The following is an 18,995-nucleotide window of genomic DNA, read 5'->3' on the forward strand; positions in this document are numbered from 1 at the left end:
AATGCATACATGTTGTAAAGGAGACTGAGATGATCAAGTTCGACTTCAGCGGGAAAACCGTCGTTATCACGGGCGGTGCCACAGGAATCGGCCGTGCGACGGCCCGCGCATATGCCGAAGCGGATGCGAATGTCGTTATCGGCGACGTGTCGTCGGCCGCAACCGAGACTGTCGAGCTCATCAACGCGGAGCACGCGGGTCGGGCAGTGTTCGTCAAGACGGACGTCACTGAGGAGGACGACGTCAAGAACCTCATCAAGACCGCAGTGGAGACCTTCGGCAGCCTCGACGTTGCATTTAACAACGCGGGCGTACTGCCGCCTGTCGCACCTCTCGTCGAGCAGACCGTCGAGACGTTCCGCAAGGTCATCGCCGTCGACCTCGTCGGCGTCTTTATCCCGCTGAAGTACGAAATCGCGTACATGAAGGAGCACGGCGGGGGAGCCATCGTGAACACCGCATCCGTCGCGGGGCTCATCGCTGATCCCGACATGGCACCATACGTCGCAGCCAAGCACGGTGTCGCAGGGCTCACTAAGGCAGCGGCCATCGATCACGGCAAGGATGGCATCCGTGTCAACGCGATCGCACCGGGGCTCGTCGACACGGCGATGACCCAGGTCTGGAAGGAAGACCCGGCCAAGTGGGCCGAGGTGACCGGCGCGAACGCCCTCGGCCGCGCTGCGTCACCGGAGGAGATCGCCTCCACAGTGCTGTATCTCACGAGCCCTGAGGCGGGCTTTATCAGCGGTGGCGTCTACCCGATCGATGCTGGGACCACCGCCCACTGAGCGCTACGGCTCTGCGCTCCAACATGCTGGCGCACAGTTCCTCGTGAACTGGCGCGCCAGACGTTGGTCCGCTTCAACAACTAAGGATCAACGATGACATCTCATGCCACCATCTCCGCCATCCGCAGTGTCGGGGGGCTCACCATCGTCGCTGGCACGCTGTTCATCGCTGCGGGTGCAGGTGCCTGGTGCACCGTGACGAAGCAGTTGCGCGACGAGAAGATCACGGTGCCCGGCAATGCACCGATTCTCGCGGGCAAGCCGGTTCAAGACCCGGTGACTGCCTACGTCGAGGCGCTCGTCATCAAGAGCAACGCCGAGCGCGGCGCGGGCGGGCGTACCTTCGCCGATATCAGTGATGCGCTGCGCGTTATCGACGGAAGCAGCGACGAAGCGGCCGAACTGCGCAACCACAGCTCGGCGCTGTCGACCGCGGCATCGCTGCGCACCTCCCTGATGACCTCGGTACTTGCATACGGAGTCAGCGCCTTCGCTGCCGGGCTTGGCGCCTTCTTCGTGGTTGTCGGGGCGCGACTGCGGCGAGCCGACGGGCAGTAACGCCCGGGGCCTGCGACGGTATGGCACCGTCGATGCCGCCTCGCGGAGTGTCGAATGGCGTATTCAATACCGGAACATGGTGAAGTCGCCTACTCAGTGAGCGCGGCGGCATAGTTGCGCATTGAACGCTGGTAGCGAGTCAACGTTTCTATCTGCGCTTCGATGGCGACCCGGAGTGCTTCATCCTTGCGTCCGGCGCTATGGAGAGCCAGCGCCAACACGACGCGGGGTGCGGAACCCGTCGATTCATGCGTCGGCGCGGCTTGAAGTATGGCGATTGCCTCGTCGAGGCGGCCGAGATTGCGCAAGGTCGACCCGTACTGGACGGCGAGTTGCGCATGCCTGGCTGCGTCGAGGCCGAGTTCGAGAGAGCGCTCGTATTCTGCGCCGGCCTCAGCCTCGAATCCCATGGAGTCGTACATGCCCGCAAGTTCGAACGCCGCCCTACCGTCGGTTGCCGGGCATACCGTGGACAACTCACGCATCGCGGCCACGCCGTCATCGCGATCGAACGAGTCGAAGCGTTCCCACAGGTCGGCGACGGAGGCCTCCCACTGTTCAACTGCCGGTGTCATGGCACCAACTCTGCCACGACGCGAATCGAACGGGCGACACTAGCGACAGACGACCCAGAGGTTGCTCCGCGCCGCATGAGCCGCCGCATCCGCTGGATGCTCCTGGCAAAGCATTCCTCGGGAGAGTCTCCGGAGTATCGGCGTTGCCGCTCGCAGGATCAGAGGACCGAACGCGGAGCAGGGGCATCCGTTGCCCAACAGCTACCCTGGCATGTCGAACTGACGCCCGCAGAACCTGGCTGCGTCTCTTTCCTAGTTCGAGCAACAGCAGATCCGCTCATCTGGCAGGTGAAGCGAAAGGTCCGTGGATCGCGCAGCGTTCGATGCGCACCAGGCGCGCGTTGCGGCGAGCGATTGGGGTCGCGCCACCGCAGGCATCAAGCGCGACTACGTCATCTCAAACGACGCTCAGCGCCGCAGAGCCTGAAACGTCTCGAGAATTAGCTCGACGCTGACCTGTGACGGCACCTCGGGAGCGCCGTACTCGAATTCTGCGAGTTCTACCCCCTTGATACGGTCCACCGGGAGCGCTGCGAAGATGTCAGCGATCTGATGCGGTAGCAGCCCGCCAGGTACACGGTAGGCCGCGGGGATGTACCCCGGCTCGAGCACATCCCAGTCCACATGGATCCACACTTCACGGCCGGCTACAAGCTCCGCCACGCGCGCGGGGGTGCTTTCTTTCGGGGACAGCACGCGAACGCCGGCTCCTGCCAGTAGGCCAGCTTCAGTCGGGTCGATGTCGCGTCCGCCCACGACGATGACCTGCTCGGGGTTCAGACCTGCGCCGTGGCCGCTGTCCCACAACCCGCATGCGGCCGCGAGTACCATTCCGCCCAGATATCCGGAGTCGGTGCTCTCAGGTGTGTTGAAGTCTCCGTGGGCATCGATCCACAGCACGACCGCTCCGGGGTACCGGGCCGCGGCAGTCGGCAGCGTGCCCAAGCTCGCCGCGCAGGTGTTGGTCAGAAGAAGCGGTACTTGACCGGCGTCCAAAACAGCGGTGACGGCATCCTGCAGGCCCTCCAGCGTCTGCCGTGCGGCGGGAAGCGCGACGCTCCAGTCGTCCACCGCGCCTGGAGACGGCGTCCCGACGATGACCGGGGTGTGATCGAGGTAAGCACTCAGCGCCTCCCCGGCTGCCTGAGCGCCTCTCAACGCGCCATCCGTGCGATCCGCAACGCGGCCCTGCGAGATGATGATCTCGAAATCCTGTGTCATATTCGTTCCTTCCGAGAGCTGCCGCCGATCAGCGGGCCACGGAGCATCCATCCTGGCGGCAGTGTCCGTCCACGGCTGCTCATTCGAAGCCTGTCGCTGCGGACCACCCCGGTGCATCGCACCCAATGTTTGCACAATTCGCATAAGCCGCCCCATCCGCTCAGAGATTCGTCTGATGGCTGCCGACTTCTTCGAACCCGATCTCGTTCCCGAGATGCTCGTCACCGACGTCGCCAAGAGCGTCGGTTCTGGTGCGGTCACCGCGATCGTGAGGTTCGTCAGACTGGGACGAGTCGGCGTGGGAGGACTACAAGCACTGGCAGACGCTGACCGCCAGATCCTCAAACGAATCAACACACTAATCGACGCTTGTCTGCGGGAGCCTTGTGCAGGCATCGGTAAACCCGAGCAGCTCAAGTACGGCGCGCATGGCGCTTGGTCGCGTCGCATCACCGAATAGCACCGACTCGTATATATCGTCGACGGCGACGACCTGGTGATTCTGCAGGCTCGATACCACTACTGAGCAGCTGGGCGGCCGCTACGCCGCGCGGTCTAGGAGCGTCTTGATTATGCGCTCATCACCCTCGAACGCGGGGGGAGGCGTCCCGTCCGTCGGTGCCACCACGAACGCCGAGGCCATCCGGATCGGTCCACGCACCATCCAGCGCTTCGGTGCGAACGAAACCGGCGGGCCACGCGGCGAGTCCGATGGTTGCCCATGAACCTTGAGGGCCTTCATTGGCGCCGCAGAGCGCGATGACCACACGACCCGTCGCAGGTCGGTAATGCGCCAGAAATACCCTTCCATCGCGACACCGTGATGCGCTCGAGTGGGATTGCCGAACAGCGCATCAGCGCCCGTAGATCGGTACCGCTTCAGGAATCCCATGCGGCGAGTAGACCACAGGCTATGACGTCTTGTCTCTGTGAGAGCGCACATCGTCCTGATCCCCGTAGCACCCCGCGTAAAGTTGGAGCACGAGAGATCGCCCGCGCAACGAGGAGAATCACGAGCATGACCGACATCCAGATCTTCGACCCTGAGGGCCGGGCGATCCCGTATGCCGTCGAGGCCACGGCCCCGCCATCGTCTTGATTCCTGGGCAGGGACTCGACATCACCTACCTGGGGCTGCTCGCTCACTCCGTCGCCCAGGAAGACTTCCGCATCGTGCGGATCGGTTCGCGCTGGGCGGATACCGCGGCATCCCTGAACGATTTGGCACAGAATGTCGTTGACGTGATGGATCATCTTGCAGTGACGAATGCGTGGGTAGGTGGGCATGCCTTCGGCGGGTCCGTCGCACGCACAGTCGCGCTCGATCATCACGATCGCGTCAACGGTGTGCTGCTTCTCGGCGTTGAAGAGTCAGCGCTTGTACCGGGTGCGCTCGCCGCCGGCATCCCGGTTCTGGTCATCCAGGGAACCCACGACGAGATCACGCCAGCCGTCAACGGCGAGAAGTTGCAGGCCGCGGCCCCTGGCCTGGTGAGCGTTGTCCCGATCGAAGGTGCTGGGCATATGTTCCCCGAAACGCACATGGGCGCGACCAGTTGGGCCATCGAGGATTACCTCGACTGGGACTAAGCCTCATCCGCCCCACACCGCTCGTGCACCGGCTTCGCCGATCAGGATGACCATGACTGTGCTGCCCACTGCGACCACCGTCGCGGCCACAGCGAAGACAACAACGGTTGCGCGGTCGCCCTTGGTCGCTTGGCGATTTGCAGGCCGTGGCCGGAACCTGAACCACGCCCACTGAGCAGCGGCAACGATGAACAACGCGATCGCCCAAGGCGGCAGCATCCGCCCCAGCATCTCGTGATGCTGGACCGACGGCAAAGCTCCGACCACTTCCTTGAGCGATTCACCGGCCGCGATGGTGATGGGAACGAGTGCCAGCACGACCAGCGAGGCGATCGGTGTCACGACGCCGAGACGTCGACGGGCGGCTGGGACGAAGGTGCCGAGCAGCAGAGCGCACGCGGTCAACGGCAGGAGCACGACAACGGCATGCACGATGAGTGGGTGCAGGGGGAGCCCTGAGATCTCCAGCAGGTCCATACTCAGAACACGAGGCGGCACGCAAATCGGTTCAGATGAACCTGACGCGTCCCGGTCTCGTGTCTCCTGAGGGAGGTTAAGGATGCCGAGCGACGACGCGGCGCGACTGGGCGCGCTCTATGACGCGCACGCGGCCCCGATCTGGCGCTACGTCGTGCATCTCACCGGAAATCATGCCGCAGCCGACGACGTCGTGCAGGAGACGCTCCTGCGCGCGTGGCGCACGCCTCGGATCCTCGCCGAAGATCCGGACACTACTCGGTCGTGGATGTACACCGTCGCGCGCCACCTGGTCATCGACGAGGTACGCAGTGCGCACCATCGCCGGGAAATCGCGATGCCGGAGCCTCCCGAGTCGGCCGTGCGTGACGCCACCGACGCTATCTTCGACGCCATCCTCATCGAGGAGGCGCTGACCACTCTCACCGACGCTCATCGCACCGTCGTTGTCCGCGCCTACTATGGCGGGCTGACCGTCGCCGAGATCGCGGAGGACCTCGCTGTCGCCGAAGGCACGGTCAAGTCCCGTCTGCACTACGGTCTTCGAGCCCTGCGCCTGGCACTGCAGGAGAAAGGAGTGACGCGATGAATTCGGATCACTCGCGCTTCGCGGACTGGGATGCCGCCTATGTTCTGGGATCACTCAGTCCCGCCGATCGTGCGCTCTACGAGAGGCACCTTGCGCAGTGTGGAGTCTGCCGCGCCGCCGTCGCGGAGATTGCACCGACGCTGGGTCTGCTGTCTCGCGTCCTTCCGGAGCGTGCCCAAGCGCTGCTCGATACAGATGCACCGTCGCCGGGGCCCGATCCAACGCGACGCAACAGCGTGATCGAGCTCGGCGAGGCCCGCGCCCGTCGGCGTCGGACGTGGTGGGTCGGCGGGATCGCGGCCGCCGTCGCACTCGTCATCGGGATCGCGGCAGTTCCCATCGTGTCGTCCCTCATCCCCGCCGCATCGCAGACGGTCGCACTCGAACCCGTCGAGGAAGCGCCGCTGACGGCATCTGTCGCACTCACCGAGGTGGCCTGGGGTACGCGGATCGACATGACGTGCCGCTACGAGAAGAACGTCGATGCGCCACCAGACGGATGGGGCTACGCCCTCGTCGTGATCGCGACTGACGGCACCGAGAGCGAATTGTCCAGTTGGCGGGCATATCCGGAGTCGACGACACGGCTGAGCGCGGGAACTGCGCTCGACGCGTCTGCGATCGCAGCCGTCGAGATCCGTGCCGTGGCGACAGGCACTGTGCTGATGCGGAGTGATCCGGGAGATTTCGGCCCGGAGTGAACCAGAGCCGCGCCGCACTCGTGTCTACCGTGACCGGACTTCCGGTTGCGGAGCAGGAGGCTCGAAATGAACTCGAAAATCACGATGGCCGTTCTCGGCGCCACGTTGTTGCTCACATTCGGTCTCGCCGGATGTGCCTCGACGGCCGGAGATTCGACAGGAGGTGCGGATCCTGGGTACGGGGGTGTTCAATCGTCCGAGGCGGCGCCCTCTGAGGCGGCGCCATCCGCGGGTGGGGCATCGCTGGCTACCGCTGAATCGTCGCTCGGTGAGATCGTCGTGGACGGTGAGGGTCTCACGGTCTATATGTTCGACAACGACACGCAGGGGGCTGAGACGAGTAGCTGCGAGGGACAGTGTGCAACGAACTGGCCGGCAGTGACGACCTCTGGCGATATGCCTGAGCTCGAAGGCGTGTCGGGCGAAGTCGGCACGATCACCGGTGTGGACGGTGCCATGCAAGTCACCCTGAACGGCTGGCCGCTGTATTACTACGCAGGAGATGGCGCGCCCGGTGATGTCATGGGACAGGGGATCAACGGCGTGTGGTGGGTGCTGTCGCCTGCCGGTGAGCGGATGGCACAGTGAGAGCCTAGGGTTGTACCGTGGCCCGTAACTCAGCAGACTCCCCGTCAGTCCCCGTCGACCTTCCTCTTGAGCAACGGCTGGCGGCTGCTGTCGAGCGGTACGGCGAGCCCGCGGTCGTTGAGCGTTCGCTCTCGCTGCTTGCTGGCAACAATGAGGGTGAGGACTTTCTTCTCTTCGTGGGGGGAGAGCACGCTCAGGGCATTCTGGATGGCGCGCCTGTGCTGTACTGGCCTGAACTCTGGGGCGCCCGCGCACTGCTCTATGTCTGGGATGACTCGGCCGCACCCGTCGTGATCGGAACCCTGAACAACCCCGCCTGGCGCGTGCGCGAGATGGGTGCGAGGGTTGCCGCAGCGCGCAACCTGCCCGCCGCATCCGAACTCGCAGAACTGCTGACCGACCGCGTGCCTCGCGTGCGTGTCGCGGCAGCAGAGCTCTGGGAACGGTGGGTTCCGTCGCCAACATGAATGGCGTCCGCGCCCTCCTCAAGGATCCTGAGATCGAGGTGCGTCGCGGAGCCCAGCAGGGGCTCGACGCCCTCCGCACCCGCTTCCCCAAGAAATGAGTAGCGGTCAGCCCTGATCGTTAGGCCGTCTACGGCCGCTCTTGGTCTCTGAACGCTGGCGCTTTCCTTCGAGTCGCCGGCGCTGCGATCCCTTCGTGGGTCGCGTTGATCGACGAACTATGCCGGGTACGATCGCCTCGCGAAGAAGCTCGGCAAGCCGCTGCCGTGCGGCAACCCGGTTCTGCCGCTGGGAGCGCTGTTCACTGGCGCTGATGATGAGGATAGTCCCCGAAAGCCTCGATGCGAGCCGTTCCAGGGCCCGCGTGCGTTGAATATCGCTCAGCGCGCTCGTGGTACCGACGTCAAAGCTGAGCTGCACGCGCGAGTCGGTGGTGTTGACGCCCTGACCGCCCGGGCCGGAGGCGCGAGAGAACTGCTCGACGAGCTCTCCCGCCGGAACCCTGAGGCCGCGAGGAGCGCCGGGGCCCGGAGGTACATGCAGGTCATCCACGTACTCAGTCTGCCGCAATGAGCTACGGAAAAATCCGGGCCGTGAATCCTAAGCGCTCGGTGATCTCGAGGATCTCGGCGACATTTGCGATTGGTACCACCACGAGCGGGTACGCATCGGAGTCTTCGTCGAGATAGACGATACGAAGGTCACGGGATGCCAGGAGACTGTCGGCGCGAACGATCGCGGCCGTCAGATCCCCTTCGACATCGCCGACCTTGTCAAGCTCGACGCCGGTCGCGAAGACGCGCGGCAGCGGGGGAAGGGCATCGGCGAGTTCGATGCCGGTGTCGTTCACCTCGAGGTAGGCGAGCGCTCCCGCGTCGTCCAGTCCGTCGATGAGGGCTGTCCACGGATCTTCGTCGCCAGCCACTGCGAGCCGCACGGCCGGCAGGAGTTCAGGGTCATCATCCAGAAGTTCGCAGAGACGCGTCCAGTCGTTCATGCCAGGGGACTCAGCCATGGTGACGACGCTAGCAGTCCGCGAATGGGAGGATTGAGCAATGACCGCAACACTGGTGGCCCGCGACCTTGCCGGCGGACACGGCCATCGCACCCTTTTCGATGCTCTCGATCTCACCGTCGCCCCTGGCGATGTCGTGGGAGTCGTCGGCGCGAACGGTGCAGGAAAATCCACGCTGCTTCGCCTCCTCGCCGGCATCGATGAGCCACAGGGCGGCACCATTTCGTTGGCGCCCGCCGATGCCTTCGTCGGCTGGTTGCCGCAGGAGCACGAACGCGTCGTCGGGGAGACGGTCGCCGAGTACATCGCGCGCCGCACTGGGTGTGCCAAGGCAAGCCGAGACATGGATGCCGCAGCTGCCGCCCTCGGCGATACCACGGCTGCGACGAACGAGGGGCCAGATCCCGCCGACGTCTACTCCGCAGCTCTCGAGCGCTGGCTGGCCAGCGGCGCCGCCGACCTCGAGGACAGACTCCCCGCAGTGCTCGCTGATCTGGGACTCGACCTTGGCGACGAGGAGGTCGCGGATGCATTGATGACGTCGCTCTCCGGTGGGCAGGCCGCCCGCGTCGGGCTGGCAGCTTTGCTCCTCTCGCGTTTCGACATCGTGTTGCTGGATGAGCCCACCAACGATCTGGACCTGGACGGTCTTGAACGCCTCGAGTCGTTCGTGCGTGGCCTCCGCGGTGGCGTGGTGCTGGTGAGTCACGACCGTGAGTTCCTCGCTCGCTGCGTGACACGAGTGCTAGAGCTCGACCTCGTGCAAGCATCCAATCGTGTTTTCGGTGGCGGGTACGACTCGTACCTCGAAGACGCGCGACCGCTCGCCGCCACAACGTGAGAAGTACGACGAGTTCGTCGACAAGAAGTCCGACCTCGTCTCGCGTGCACAAACCCAGCGCGAATGGTCGAGCCAGGGCGTGCGCAACGCCATGAAGAAGTCACCAGACAACGACAAGATCAGACGCAAGGCAGCGACCGAATCGAGCGAGAAGCAAGCGCAGAAGGTGCGCCAGATGGAAAGCCGGATCGCCCAGCTTGATGAGGTTGAAGAGCCGCGTAAAGAGTGGCAGCTCGAGTTCACGATCGGCTCGGCACCGCGCTCAAGTTCGGTGGTGTCCACCCTCAGCTCTGCCGTGTTCACCCAAGGATCGTTCACCCTGGGCCCGGTGTCACTGCAGGTGAGCGCCGGCGACCGCATCGGCATCACCGGGCCTAACGGCGCGGGCAAGTCGACGCTGCTTCGTGCGTTGCTGGGCAGGCAGCTTCCGAACGAGGGAACCGCGAGTCTTGGTGCCAGCGTGCAGGTCGGAGAAATCGACCAGGCGCGGTCGCTGTTCACAGGCGTGCAGCCGCTCGCTGCGGCTTTTGAGGCACTCGTGCCGGAGATGGCCTCCGGCGAGGTGCGCACCCTGCTGGCGAAGTTCGCGCTCAAAGCCGATCACGTGAATCGTCCGGTCGATGAGCTGTCGCCGGGAGAGCGCACACGCGCCGCGCTGGCGCTGCTGCAGGTGCGCGGCGTCAACCTGCTGGTGCTCGATGAGCCGACAAACCATCTCGATCTTCCGGCGATCGAGCAGCTCGAGCAGGCGCTGGAATCTTACGAGGGCACGCTACTGCTGGTCACACACGACCGGCGGATGCTCGACACGGTGAAGACTGACCGGCGCTGGCGCGTCGAGGCGGGTCAGGTCAGCGAGCTGTAAGAGCTAGCGCCCCTGGCGCTTCTTGAATGGCTTCGGCTGACCCTTGACGACCGGTGCTCGGCCTTTGCCCTTCGACGCCTTTGCCTTGCCGCCAGCCGGCACTTTCGGCTTCTCGGCGGGGGCGGGTGCGGCGGCGATCATCGCCTTGGCTTCGTCGATGAACATCGTTCCGACGGGAGTCAGCCGGGTGGGGTTTCCACGCGTGAGCAGCGGCTGTCCGACCTCATCCTCGAGCTTCTCGATCGATGTGTACAAAGCAGCGAGGGGAATGCCGAGCGTCCCGGCTGCTCGCGGGAAGTGCAGTTCGTCGGCGACCGCGACAAAACGCTGAAGCAGGGTGATGTTCATAAGGATTCCTTCGAGTCGAGCGGGTTCTCGTCGCGCAGGCGCGGCTCGGTGCGCAGCTCAGGACGAAATCCTGACTTGTCGGCGTAGAACGCGCGGATGCGGTCCATATCGGCGGCAACATCGCCGGTCATATCGAGAGTGGGGCCAAGGCCGGTCGTCATAGTGGTGCGGTCCACGAATCCGAGGGTCACCGGCATTCCTGCCTCGCGCGCGATGCGGTAGAAGCCCGATTTCCAGTATTCGTTGCCGCCTCGAGTGCCGTCTGGTGTGACCACCAGGCCGAACACCTCGCCGGCATCTATTCGCTCGACGACATCGGCAACGACCGTGCGGGGATCAGAGCGGTCAACGGCAATCCCGCCCAGCGCGCGCATGAGGGGTCCTCGCCACCCGCGGAAGAGACTGTTCTTCCCCAGCCAGCGCATGTCGATGCCGAGGCGCCATGCGATCGCGAGCATGAACACGAAGTCCCAATTCGACGTATGAGGCGCCCCCACGAGAACCGTCGGTCGCTGCGGGGCGCTGTTCCCGGCGAGCGTCCACCGGCTGAACCGCCAGAAGATACGAGAAATGAGTCGTCGAAGCACCTCTCAACCGTAGATCACCCCAGCTGAGATTCCTCGCTCAGACGGTGCCAGCTGCGGTTCTGGTAGACGAGTGCATTGCCATGCGTACCGGCTTCGACGTCGCGATCGATGTGCGCTTGGACTGCGTGTGCGGCGATGACCGTGGAGCCACCGGCATCCATCCGACTCACGATCGCGCAGCGCACCCACGCCCGGGAGCCGGCGTACACCGGCTCTCCGGTGGGAAGCGGAGCCCACGTCGTCGTGTCAGCGAATCGGTCCACTCCGCTGGTGGCACCGAGCTGGGCGATCGCAATGTCATCAGCATCGAGCAGGTGTACGACGATCGTTGAGGCGTTCAAGATCGCCGGTGCCGCCGACGACAGGCTGGAGACGGAGAAGATCAACAGCGGCGGGTCAACACTCACCGACGACACCGATGACGCGGTCAGCGCTACTGGCCCCGCTTCGCTCTGCGCGGTAATGACGGCGACGCCCGACGGGTGCCCACGAAACACCGACTTGAACATGTCAGCAGACACCGAGCCGAGTTCGTGACGTTCGACAGGGCGGCTCTCGTCATGACGGGAGGCGGTGGGTGCAGGCAAGCTGGTCATACCGTGACACTAGAGATCGACACCCCGGCCTGCTCGCCGATCGAAACATGCCGAAATGTAGGGGACGCGCGAAAGGGGCGCCGAAGGTGATTCGACGCCCCTTCCGGTGAAGCTTTACGCCGGTTGCGGCAGGATCGTGAAGCTGACCGCTCCGGCATCATCGACACCAGCATCGAGCACCTTGTCAGAGAGTACCTCGGCGGCATTCTCTTCCAGAAAGACACGGCTGCCGTCTCCTTCGATGATCACGTCGGCGGCCTCGGGTGCGGTGACGACGTGCACTGCGAATCGTGCTTCTCCGCTCGGGCCTTGCCCGTCAGCGGTCTGGATACGCAGCCCGGCTTCCGCGCTGGTTTCTTCTCGGCCGACGATGGTGGTGACGACGGCATCTGCATTCTCGGTGAGGGTGAGCAAAAGACTCTCCTTCCGGTTGCGGACATGCCCCAGACGGAACATGTCCGGGCTACGATTCCGCAGTGCGACGGATGCTGCAACCTCAGAACCGAATTCGCAGGAACCTCTCAACCTCGTCGCATCAACCTCGGAAGCACTACCCACAGGGCGATGACAAGGACTGTACCGACGGCGAGCACTGCGGTCGAGATTATCCGCTGGAGCGTGAAGTCGACGATAAGCGTCACTACACCGATGCTGAGAGCGCCGATGACGACGAGGTCGGCTTTCACGATCTGAGATGCGAACCGCACGAGGTCGGGTTTGCGGTGTTGCCCGAACAATGATCGGTGCATCCCCACTGGGGTGAGAGCGAGGATTGTCGCTAGCGCAGCGAGTCCCACGAGCACGATGTACAGACCGCGCTGCAGATCGTCGAGTTCGGTGAATCGCGGCTGGAAGGCGACCGCGAGCAAAAAGCCCGACAGTACCTGAGTGCCGGTCTGCATTACGCGCAACTCCTGCATCAGCTCATCCCAGTTGCGATCCGCGCGCTCGTTTGACGTCTCGCCTCTGCCATCGTCGCTCATGCCGGGGGAATCGTTCATGCTCTGAGTGTTCCGCTTTAGCAGCGGTACTGTCCACCCCACAAGACGTGCCACTTGTCGTACGCGGGCGTAGCATAGGGGGATGCGTACTTCTCAGACCTCGGAATCCACACCGGACGTGGACACGCTGGCGGCACCTGCTGGACTGAATCTGCTGGGCGACCCGAGCGTTGGCGCCTGCTGTGGCGGCGGCTCCTGCTCGATGCCTGGAGCCTAGAGCCCGCTCGCTCCACGGCGGTCAGTGGCCGCCGTGCGCACCCTCTTCCTGGTCGTCAGCGGGCTTGCGAACGAAAGCGCTGAGCGCGACTCCTCCGAGCGAGATGATCGCGGCGATCAGGAATGCCAATCGTGCACCGGGCGCCCCCGCGACCGCGGTCGGGAGCCCTGCGTTTTCGCCCGCGTGCAGGATCGACGAATACGTCACCGTCAGCAACGCGACACCGGCAGCCCCCGCGACCTGCTGAATCGTATTCAGCGCGGCGGATCCATGCGAGTAGAAGCGACGGCGCAGCGACCCCAGTGATGCTGAGAACAGTGGCGTGAACGACATCGCGAGTCCCACCGACATGACGGTCTGTGAGAGGACCAGCATCCACCACTCGGTGTGCTCGCCGACCGTTGAATAGAAAAACAGTGCGGCCGACACCATGATCGTGCCCGGAATCAGCAGCGTGCGCGTGCCCCGCGCATCATAGATGCGTCCCATGATCGGCCCGAGGAGCCCCATCAACACCGATCCCGGCAGCAGGATCAGTCCCGACTGCAGCGCATCGAGACCAGCAACGTTCTGCAGGTACTGGGGCAGCAGGGTGAGCGTGCCGAACATCGACAGCGCGAGGATCGCCATGATGATCACGCCGATTGTGTAGTTGCCAGAGCGGAACACGCGTAGGTCAAGCAGCACATCGTCGACGCGCTGCAGGACGAGCTGGCGCCAGACGAACAACGCCAGCGAGGCGCCACCGATGACGAGCGAGATCACGCCGATCGTCGCGCCGCCTGATTCACCGCCGCCGCCGAACTGGCTGAGTCCGTATACGACACCACCGAAACCAAAGACCGACAGCACGATCGACAGCACATCGACCGGCGCCTTGCGTGTTTCGCCCAGGTTCGTCATCCACTTGATGCCCATCGCCAGGGCGATCAGAGCGATCGGCAGGATGATGGCGAACAGCACCCGCCAGTTGAATGAATTCAGTACCGCGCCGGCGAGAGTCGGTCCGATGGCAGGCGCGAGAGAGATGACGAGTCCGACGCGGCCCATCATGCGGCCGCGGGACTGCGGGGGAACCACGTTCATGATGGTGGTCATGAGCAGCGGCATCATGATGCCGGTGCCGCCTGCCTGGATGACACGGCCAACGAGTAGCATCTCAAAACCAGGCGCGACCAGGCACACGAGCGTTCCGAGCGTGAAAGCGCTCATCGCGGCGATGAAGACCTGCCGCGTCGTGAAGCGCTGCAGCAGGAACCCCGTTGTCGGAATCACAATCGCCATCGTGAGCATGAACGCGCTCGTGAGCCACTGACCGAGCTCGGGCGGGATGCCGAGGTCAGTGTTCAGGTGCGGAATCGCAATGCCCATCGTGGTCTCGTTGAGGATCGCAACGAACGCAGCCACCAACAGTAGCCAGATCACACGCATATCTGAGGGCGCGATCAGCGGCGCCGACTTCGCAGTGGGGATAGAACCGGTCGATGAACCGGTAGATGTGGTGGCCAAAACGTCTCCTCAGCGGGTGGGGTGGGCGGAAGGCCAATCGCGGAGCCGACAGATACGGCATCCGCTCGCGGACGACGATCCAGAATAACGCCCCTCGCTGTGCTCCCATTCCCGCCAGAGGGAAGTTTCTCGCAGATAGGCTGACCGAATGAGCATGGGTGGTGGCGGCGGTGGACGCGGTGGTGGCGGTGGCGGCGGTTTTCGGGGTGTCGATGAGGCAGCGCAGAAGAAGCTGAACGCACAGGCCCCGAAAATCACCGGACTCGGATCGCGTGTCGTCGGGCTGTTTCGTCCTTATGTCAAACGCATCGTGCTCACCGGCATCCTTGTGGTTGTCGGCGCCGCGATCGCGGTCATCCCGCCGCTGATCGTCCAGCGGATCTTCGACGATGCGCTGTTCCCGGTTGACGGCGGCAGTCCCGAGATTGGTCTGCTGATCCGCCTCGTGCTCACGATGGTCGGACTTTTCCTGTTTTCTGCCGTGCTCGGCGTAGGCCAGACCTGGTTGACCTCCACGGTCGGCAATAGCGTCACCGGCGACCTGCGCGTGCGTCTTTTTGAACACCTGCAGGCGATGGAGCTGGGCTTCTTCACCCGCACCAAGACCGGTGTCATCCAGTCTCGACTGCAGAACGATGTCGGCGGCGTCTCTGGCGTGCTCACGAACACCGTCACCAGCATCCTGGGCAACGTCGTCACCGTCATCGCATCGCTTGTCGCGATGATTCTGATCGACTGGCGGCTGACGATCATCGCCGTCGTGCTGATGCCGTTCCTCATCATCGTCCAGCGCCGCGTCGGCCAGGTGCGAGCGCGGATTGCTGGCGAGACACAGGAGTCGCTTTCAGAGCTGACCTCGATCACCCAGGAGACGCTGAGCGTCTCGGGAATGCTCCTTTCGAAATCCTTCAACCGTCAGCGCGCCGAGTCGCAGCGCTACCAGGCTGAGAACCAGAACCAGGTGAAGCTGCAGGTGCGGCGGGCCATGAGCGGCCAGGGCTTCTTCGCGGTTGTTCAGGTGCTGATGGCGTCAGTGCCCGCCGTGATCTACCTCGTCTCTGGTTATCTGATCGCCGGGGGTGCCGGAGCGATCACCGCCGGGACTGTCGTCGCGTTCACGACCGTGCAGGCCCGACTGCTGCAGCCACTCATGGGGCTGATGCGCGTCTCGCTCGACCTGCAGACCTCGTCTGCGCTGTTTGCCCGCATCTTCGAGTACCTCGACCTCGTTCCTGAGATCGAGGATGCTCCGGGAGCGACATCCGTCGTTGAGGCGCCCGGGCCGCTCGGACGCATTGAATTCGATCGGGTTGTGTTTCGGTATCCGGATGCCGCGGCGGATTCCCGTCCGACTCTTCAGGGCGTCTCGTTCGTGGCAAATCCCGGCCAGCACGTTGCTTTCGTCGGACCGTCTGGTGCGGGTAAAACGACGATCTTGTACCTCGCGCCGCGCCTGTACGAAGCGCACGGGGGAGCGGTCCTGTTCGCCGGCGCCGATGTGCGCACCCTGACGCAAGAATCGATCATCGACAACGTCGGCATCGTGTCGCAGGAGACCTACCTCTTCCACGCCACGATTCGCGAGAACCTGATGTACGCGAAACCCGACGCTTCAGAAGAGGAGCTGATTGCCGCGTGCGTGGCAGCGAACATCCACCACATCATCGCTGGCTTCGAGCACGGTTATGACACCGTGGTTGGCGAGCGCGGATACCGACTTTCTGGTGGGGAGAAGCAGCGCATCGCGATCGCGCGGGTGCTGCTGAAGGATCCGCCAGTGCTGCTGCTCGACGAGGCAACCTCGGCACTCGACACAGTGTCAGAGAGGGTCGTTCAAGAGGCCCTCGATGAGGCTGCGAAGGGCCGGACGACGATCTCGATCGCGCATCGCCTGTCGACGGTGATGGGAGCCGACGTCATTCACGTTCTCGAGGCGGGGCAGATCGTCGAGTCCGGCACGCACAGCGAGTTGCTCGCGCACGGTGGCCTGTACGCCGAGCTCGCGGCACAGCAGGTCGCGGCATCCCGCGTGCTTGAGGTCGAAACGGTCATCGAAGGCGCAGTTTCCGGCGGCATCGCTGCGGCGTTCGCGAATCGGCGTGCAGATCGTGCGCCGGAAGGTTCCGTCGCCGAGGACGCCGTTGATGCACTCACTGCTCCGGTGCCGCTGCTCGATGGCCCCGGTCCGGGTCCTCGAGGCTATCCCGACGAGGGGTGAGAGACGGTCAGTGAGCGATCGCCCTCACCAGGCGAGAGCGACGGCGATGTTCGGATCGGGGTGGGCCTCGGCGAACTCGGGTAGCGCGCGCAGCCCTTCGACGAAGGCGTCGACCTCGGCGGCGTATGCAGGGTCCGCATGGGTACTGACGATCTCGTGCAGCGGCGGCAGATCCATGGCCAGGATGAGTTCGACTCGCGCGGCCACCGCGTCGGTTGCACCGGCTTCGCGCAGCACGCGGATGCCGCCACGAAGGGCGCCAAGATAATCACGCAGCACCGACAGCTGTGCCTTGCCCTGCGTGATGGAGGTACCGTCGGCACGCAGCCGCCACTGCACGACGACGTCCGGGATGACGTCGAAGGATGCGGCCCGTGTGTACATCTGCTGCGCCACGATCTGATCTTCGTAGGCGACGCCTCCGGGAATCGCAGGTCGCGCCAGAAGTCTGTCCGGCTGATCTTTGACCAGGCGACGATGTTCGCTGACGCCCGGGGGTGCTCGGCGATTGTCGTGCGCAGACGCTGCGGATCAGTCGCCGCGGCCGTCCACGGCTGAACTCTTCCGGCAACGTAGGACCCATCCTGCAACCGAGAGCGGACGTATGCGCCGGCGACGAAGTCGCTGCCGGTCTCGGCGAGGGTGCCGGTCAGTCGAGCGAGTGCGGTGGGGGTGAGCTCGTCGTCGGAGTCGAGGAACCCGAGCAGGGGAGTGTCGACGAGTTCGAGGCCGATGTTGCGTGCGGCGCCGAGGCCGCGGGAAGCCTCGTGGCGGAGCACTGTGAACCGCGGGTCGATGCCGCGGCATCCGCGAAGACGTCGCCAGTGGCATCCGTCGACCCGTCATCGATGAGGATGGCGCGCCAGCGAGTTTCGGTCTGCACCTGGAGGGAGGCGATCGCGGCCGGGGCGAACGCCGCAATGTCGCGGCCGGGGACAATCATCGTCACGATCGGGGCGGATCCGGTCGGATCAGAGGCGGTCACCAGCCGAGTCTAAGGTCCTGGCCGTTCACAACTCCTCCAAAAACGGTGCCAGCGCGGGAGGTAGTGCCGCAACGGCGCGGAACTGGAGCGTCCCACTGATGAATCTGGAGGAGTTATGAACCAGAACCGACAGCATCGACTGCAGCAGCGACGAGCGCAGCGAGTTGTTCGGGCGCTTGTTCGACCAGCGGCGTGCGACCGAACGTGAAACGCACCGACGTCTGGGCGACCTCCGGCGCGATGCCGCAGGCCAGCAGCACGTGCGAGGCTCGCCGCTGCCCGCGGCGCACGCCGATCCGCTCGACGAGATCACGCCTCGTCGCTCGAGCTCCAGCAGCACAGCTTCGCCGCTCGTGCCGGCGAACGTGAAGCTCGCAGTACCGGGAAGGCGACGCACCGCGTCGCCGGTCAGCGCAGCCTGCGGTACTGCGGTGAGCACTCCGGAGATGAACCTCGCCGTCAGCTCCTCGACGCGCGCAGCAACGGCATCCCGCTCAGCCTCAGCCAGTTCCAAGGCGACCGTGAGCCCCACGGCCCCTGCGACATTCTCGGTGCCGGAGCGGCGCCCGCGCTCCTGCCCACCGCCGTGCAACAGCGGTTCCAGCGGCACACGGCCCCGCACAGCCAGCGCACCGATGCCCTTGGGCGCTCCGAGCTTGTGGCCCGCGATCGACACGGCATCAGCGCCGAGCCCTGCGAGCTCCAGCCAACCGGCCGACTGCACCGCATCGAGGTGCAGCGGAACGCCGGCGGCTTTTGTCACCGCGGCGAGGGTCGCGGCATCCTGCACCGTGCCGATCTCATTGTTCGCGTGTCCGAGCGAGACCAGGGCGGTGTTCTCGCGTAACGCGTCGGCGAGAGCATCAGCGCTCACACGCCCGGCAGAATCGACCGGCACCCGTGTCACTTCGACGCCGTGAAAGCGCTGCAGATACTCTGCAGATTCAAGGATCGACTCGTGCTCGATCGGCGTCGTAATCAGGTGTGTGCGTCCGCGATCGAGCGCAGCGAGCACGATCCCCTTGACCGCGAGGTTGTTCGCCTCGGTGCCACCCGCTGTAAAGATCACGTCTCCGGTACGCATTTCCAGCACCCGAGCGACCCGCGCTCGTGCATCCTCCAGCGCGCTCGCCGCAGCCTCACCCGCGGTGTGATGGCTCGATGGGTTGCCGAAGACGCCGGTGAGGTACGGCTGCATCGCGTTGAGCACTTCCGGACGCACCGGAGACGTCGCCGCGTGATCGAGGTAGAGCATTATT

General features: G+C 64.5%; 22 protein-coding genes and 4 pseudogenes. 11 read left to right on the forward strand and 15 right to left on the reverse strand.

Features of this window, described 5'->3' with window-relative positions:
• Positions 1–29 precede the first annotated feature (29 nt).
• A complete protein-coding gene (locus DC31_RS04105; RefSeq protein WP_036277290.1) occupies positions 30–791 on the forward strand; it encodes an SDR family NAD(P)-dependent oxidoreductase in 762 nt (253 codons plus the stop codon).
• Positions 792–884: 93 nt separating this feature from the next.
• On the forward strand, positions 885–1,349 hold the full coding sequence (locus tag DC31_RS04110; RefSeq protein WP_051606392.1) for a hypothetical protein: 465 nt from the start codon (positions 885–887) through the stop codon (positions 1,347–1,349).
• A gap of 89 nt (positions 1,350–1,438) precedes the next feature.
• On the opposite strand, the gene DC31_RS04115 is transcribed toward DC31_RS04110, so the two are convergent.
• Entirely contained in the window at positions 1,439–1,924 is a 486-nt protein-coding gene (locus tag DC31_RS04115; protein WP_036277292.1) for a tetratricopeptide repeat protein, read from the reverse strand.
• Positions 1,925–2,332: 408 nt separating this feature from the next.
• Entirely contained in the window at positions 2,333–3,145 is an 813-nt protein-coding gene (locus DC31_RS04125; protein ID WP_036277643.1) for an arginase family protein, read from the reverse strand.
• A gap of 284 nt (positions 3,146–3,429) precedes the next feature.
• On the opposite strand from DC31_RS04125, the pseudogene DC31_RS04130 reads away from it, so the two are divergent.
• Positions 3,430–3,671, forward strand: a pseudogene (locus DC31_RS04130) (Txe/YoeB family addiction module toxin); the annotation flags it as partial.
• Positions 3,672–3,686: 15 nt separating this feature from the next.
• Here DC31_RS04130 and DC31_RS04135 read toward each other — a convergent pair.
• Positions 3,687–4,037 (reverse strand): hypothetical protein, encoded by a 351-nt coding sequence (locus DC31_RS04135; RefSeq protein WP_036277295.1) that lies wholly within the window; start codon positions 4,035–4,037, stop codon positions 3,687–3,689.
• Between the two features lie 203 nt (positions 4,038–4,240).
• On the opposite strand from DC31_RS04135, the gene DC31_RS04140 reads away from it, so the two are divergent.
• Positions 4,241–4,735, forward strand: a complete 495-nt coding sequence (locus tag DC31_RS04140; protein WP_051606393.1) for an alpha/beta fold hydrolase — start codon at positions 4,241–4,243, stop codon at positions 4,733–4,735.
• Between the two features lie 3 nt (positions 4,736–4,738).
• On the opposite strand, the gene DC31_RS04145 is transcribed toward DC31_RS04140, so the two are convergent.
• A complete protein-coding gene (locus tag DC31_RS04145; RefSeq protein WP_235201331.1) occupies positions 4,739–5,212 on the reverse strand; it encodes a DUF2231 domain-containing protein in 474 nt (157 codons plus the stop codon).
• 82 nt (positions 5,213–5,294) lie between these two features.
• Between DC31_RS04145 and DC31_RS04150 the strand changes: the two genes are divergently transcribed.
• From DC31_RS04150 to DC31_RS04165, 4 genes are all read left to right on the forward strand, one after another.
• The gene (locus DC31_RS04150) at positions 5,295–5,801 is read left to right on the forward strand and encodes a sigma-70 family RNA polymerase sigma factor (protein ID WP_036277298.1); all 507 of its coding nucleotides are present in this window, start codon (positions 5,295–5,297) and stop codon (positions 5,799–5,801) included.
• Positions 5,798–6,502 (forward strand): zf-HC2 domain-containing protein, encoded by a 705-nt coding sequence (locus DC31_RS04155; protein WP_036277302.1) that lies wholly within the window; start codon positions 5,798–5,800, stop codon positions 6,500–6,502. Before DC31_RS04150 ends, DC31_RS04155 begins: the two co-directional genes overlap by 4 nt.
• Before the next feature lie 66 nt (positions 6,503–6,568).
• Positions 6,569–7,090 carry a COG4315 family predicted lipoprotein gene (locus DC31_RS04160; RefSeq protein ID WP_036277305.1) on the forward strand — a complete coding sequence of 174 codons (522 nt, stop codon included), beginning with the start codon at positions 6,569–6,571 and terminating at the stop codon, positions 7,088–7,090.
• Positions 7,091–7,107: 17 nt separating this feature from the next.
• Positions 7,108–7,557: a HEAT repeat domain-containing protein gene (locus tag DC31_RS04165; RefSeq protein WP_235201332.1), complete on the forward strand. Its 450-nt coding sequence runs from the start codon at positions 7,108–7,110 to the stop codon at positions 7,555–7,557.
• A 105-nt stretch (positions 7,558–7,662) separates the two neighbouring features.
• Here the strand turns inward: DC31_RS04165 and arfB are convergent, their stop codons facing one another.
• Positions 7,663–8,106 (reverse strand): alternative ribosome rescue aminoacyl-tRNA hydrolase ArfB, encoded by a 444-nt coding sequence (arfB, locus tag DC31_RS04170; RefSeq protein ID WP_036277307.1) that lies wholly within the window; start codon positions 8,104–8,106, stop codon positions 7,663–7,665.
• Positions 8,107–8,128: 22 nt separating this feature from the next.
• Positions 8,129–8,569, reverse strand: a complete 441-nt coding sequence (locus DC31_RS04175) for a DUF6630 family protein (RefSeq protein WP_152545334.1) — start codon at positions 8,567–8,569, stop codon at positions 8,129–8,131.
• 40 nt (positions 8,570–8,609) lie between these two features.
• Between DC31_RS04175 and DC31_RS04180 the strand changes: the two are divergent.
• Positions 8,610–10,275 (forward strand): annotated as a pseudogene (locus DC31_RS04180) (ABC-F family ATP-binding cassette domain-containing protein).
• Positions 10,276–10,278: 3 nt separating this feature from the next.
• On the opposite strand, the gene DC31_RS04185 reads toward DC31_RS04180, so the two are convergent.
• The 5 genes from DC31_RS04185 to DC31_RS04205 form a co-directional block, all read right to left on the reverse strand.
• Positions 10,279–10,623 carry a LysR family transcriptional regulator gene (locus tag DC31_RS04185; protein ID WP_036277312.1) on the reverse strand — a complete coding sequence of 115 codons (345 nt, stop codon included), beginning with the start codon at positions 10,621–10,623 and terminating at the stop codon, positions 10,279–10,281.
• Positions 10,620–11,210 carry a 1-acyl-sn-glycerol-3-phosphate acyltransferase gene (locus tag DC31_RS04190; protein WP_036277315.1) on the reverse strand — a complete coding sequence of 197 codons (591 nt, stop codon included), beginning with the start codon at positions 11,208–11,210 and terminating at the stop codon, positions 10,620–10,622. Before DC31_RS04190 ends, DC31_RS04185 begins: the two co-directional genes overlap by 4 nt.
• A 14-nt stretch (positions 11,211–11,224) precedes the next feature.
• Entirely contained in the window at positions 11,225–11,719 is a 495-nt protein-coding gene (locus tag DC31_RS04195; RefSeq protein WP_442921853.1) for a flavin reductase family protein, read from the reverse strand.
• A gap of 201 nt (positions 11,720–11,920) precedes the next feature.
• Positions 11,921–12,220 carry a Fe-S cluster assembly protein HesB gene (locus DC31_RS04200; RefSeq protein WP_036277320.1) on the reverse strand — a complete coding sequence of 100 codons (300 nt, stop codon included), beginning with the start codon at positions 12,218–12,220 and terminating at the stop codon, positions 11,921–11,923.
• Between the two features lie 107 nt (positions 12,221–12,327).
• Positions 12,328–12,807 (reverse strand): DUF6328 family protein, encoded by a 480-nt coding sequence (locus tag DC31_RS04205; RefSeq protein ID WP_036277322.1) that lies wholly within the window; start codon positions 12,805–12,807, stop codon positions 12,328–12,330.
• An 82-nt stretch (positions 12,808–12,889) separates the two neighbouring features.
• Here DC31_RS04205 and DC31_RS19845 point away from each other — a divergent pair, with 82 nt between their 5' ends.
• Positions 12,890–13,024, forward strand: coding sequence for a hypothetical protein (locus DC31_RS19845; protein WP_268748213.1), 135 nt, complete (start codon positions 12,890–12,892; stop codon positions 13,022–13,024).
• Between the two features lie 21 nt (positions 13,025–13,045).
• Here the strand turns inward: DC31_RS19845 and DC31_RS04210 are convergent, their stop codons facing one another.
• Positions 13,046–14,455 carry an MDR family MFS transporter gene (locus DC31_RS04210; protein ID WP_081813726.1) on the reverse strand — a complete coding sequence of 470 codons (1,410 nt, stop codon included), beginning with the start codon at positions 14,453–14,455 and terminating at the stop codon, positions 13,046–13,048.
• A gap of 232 nt (positions 14,456–14,687) precedes the next feature.
• On the opposite strand from DC31_RS04210, the gene DC31_RS04215 reads away from it, so the two are divergent.
• Complete coding sequence (locus tag DC31_RS04215; RefSeq protein ID WP_036277324.1) at positions 14,688–16,751, forward strand: ABC transporter ATP-binding protein; 2,064 nt, start codon at positions 14,688–14,690, stop codon at positions 16,749–16,751.
• A gap of 24 nt (positions 16,752–16,775) precedes the next feature.
• On the opposite strand, the gene DC31_RS20455 is transcribed toward DC31_RS04215, so the two are convergent.
• The 3 genes and pseudogenes from DC31_RS20455 to DC31_RS04225 all read right to left on the reverse strand — a co-directional run bounded on the left by DC31_RS20455 (position 16,776) and on the right by DC31_RS04225 (position 18,991).
• Positions 16,776–17,147: a hypothetical protein gene (locus DC31_RS20455; protein ID WP_235201348.1), complete on the reverse strand. Its 372-nt coding sequence runs from the start codon at positions 17,145–17,147 to the stop codon at positions 16,776–16,778.
• Positions 17,148–17,374: 227 nt separating this feature from the next.
• A pseudogene (locus tag DC31_RS20150) lies at positions 17,375–17,694 on the reverse strand (glycosyltransferase family 2 protein); the annotation flags it as partial.
• Positions 17,695–17,849: 155 nt separating this feature from the next.
• Positions 17,850–18,991: pseudogene (locus tag DC31_RS04225) on the reverse strand (cysteine desulfurase family protein).
• Positions 18,992–18,995: the final 4 nt, after the last annotated feature.

The sequence above is a fragment of the Microbacterium sp. CH12i genome, from assembly GCF_000685355.1.
In the GTDB taxonomy this organism is placed as follows: domain Bacteria; phylum Actinomycetota; class Actinomycetes; order Actinomycetales; family Microbacteriaceae; genus Microbacterium.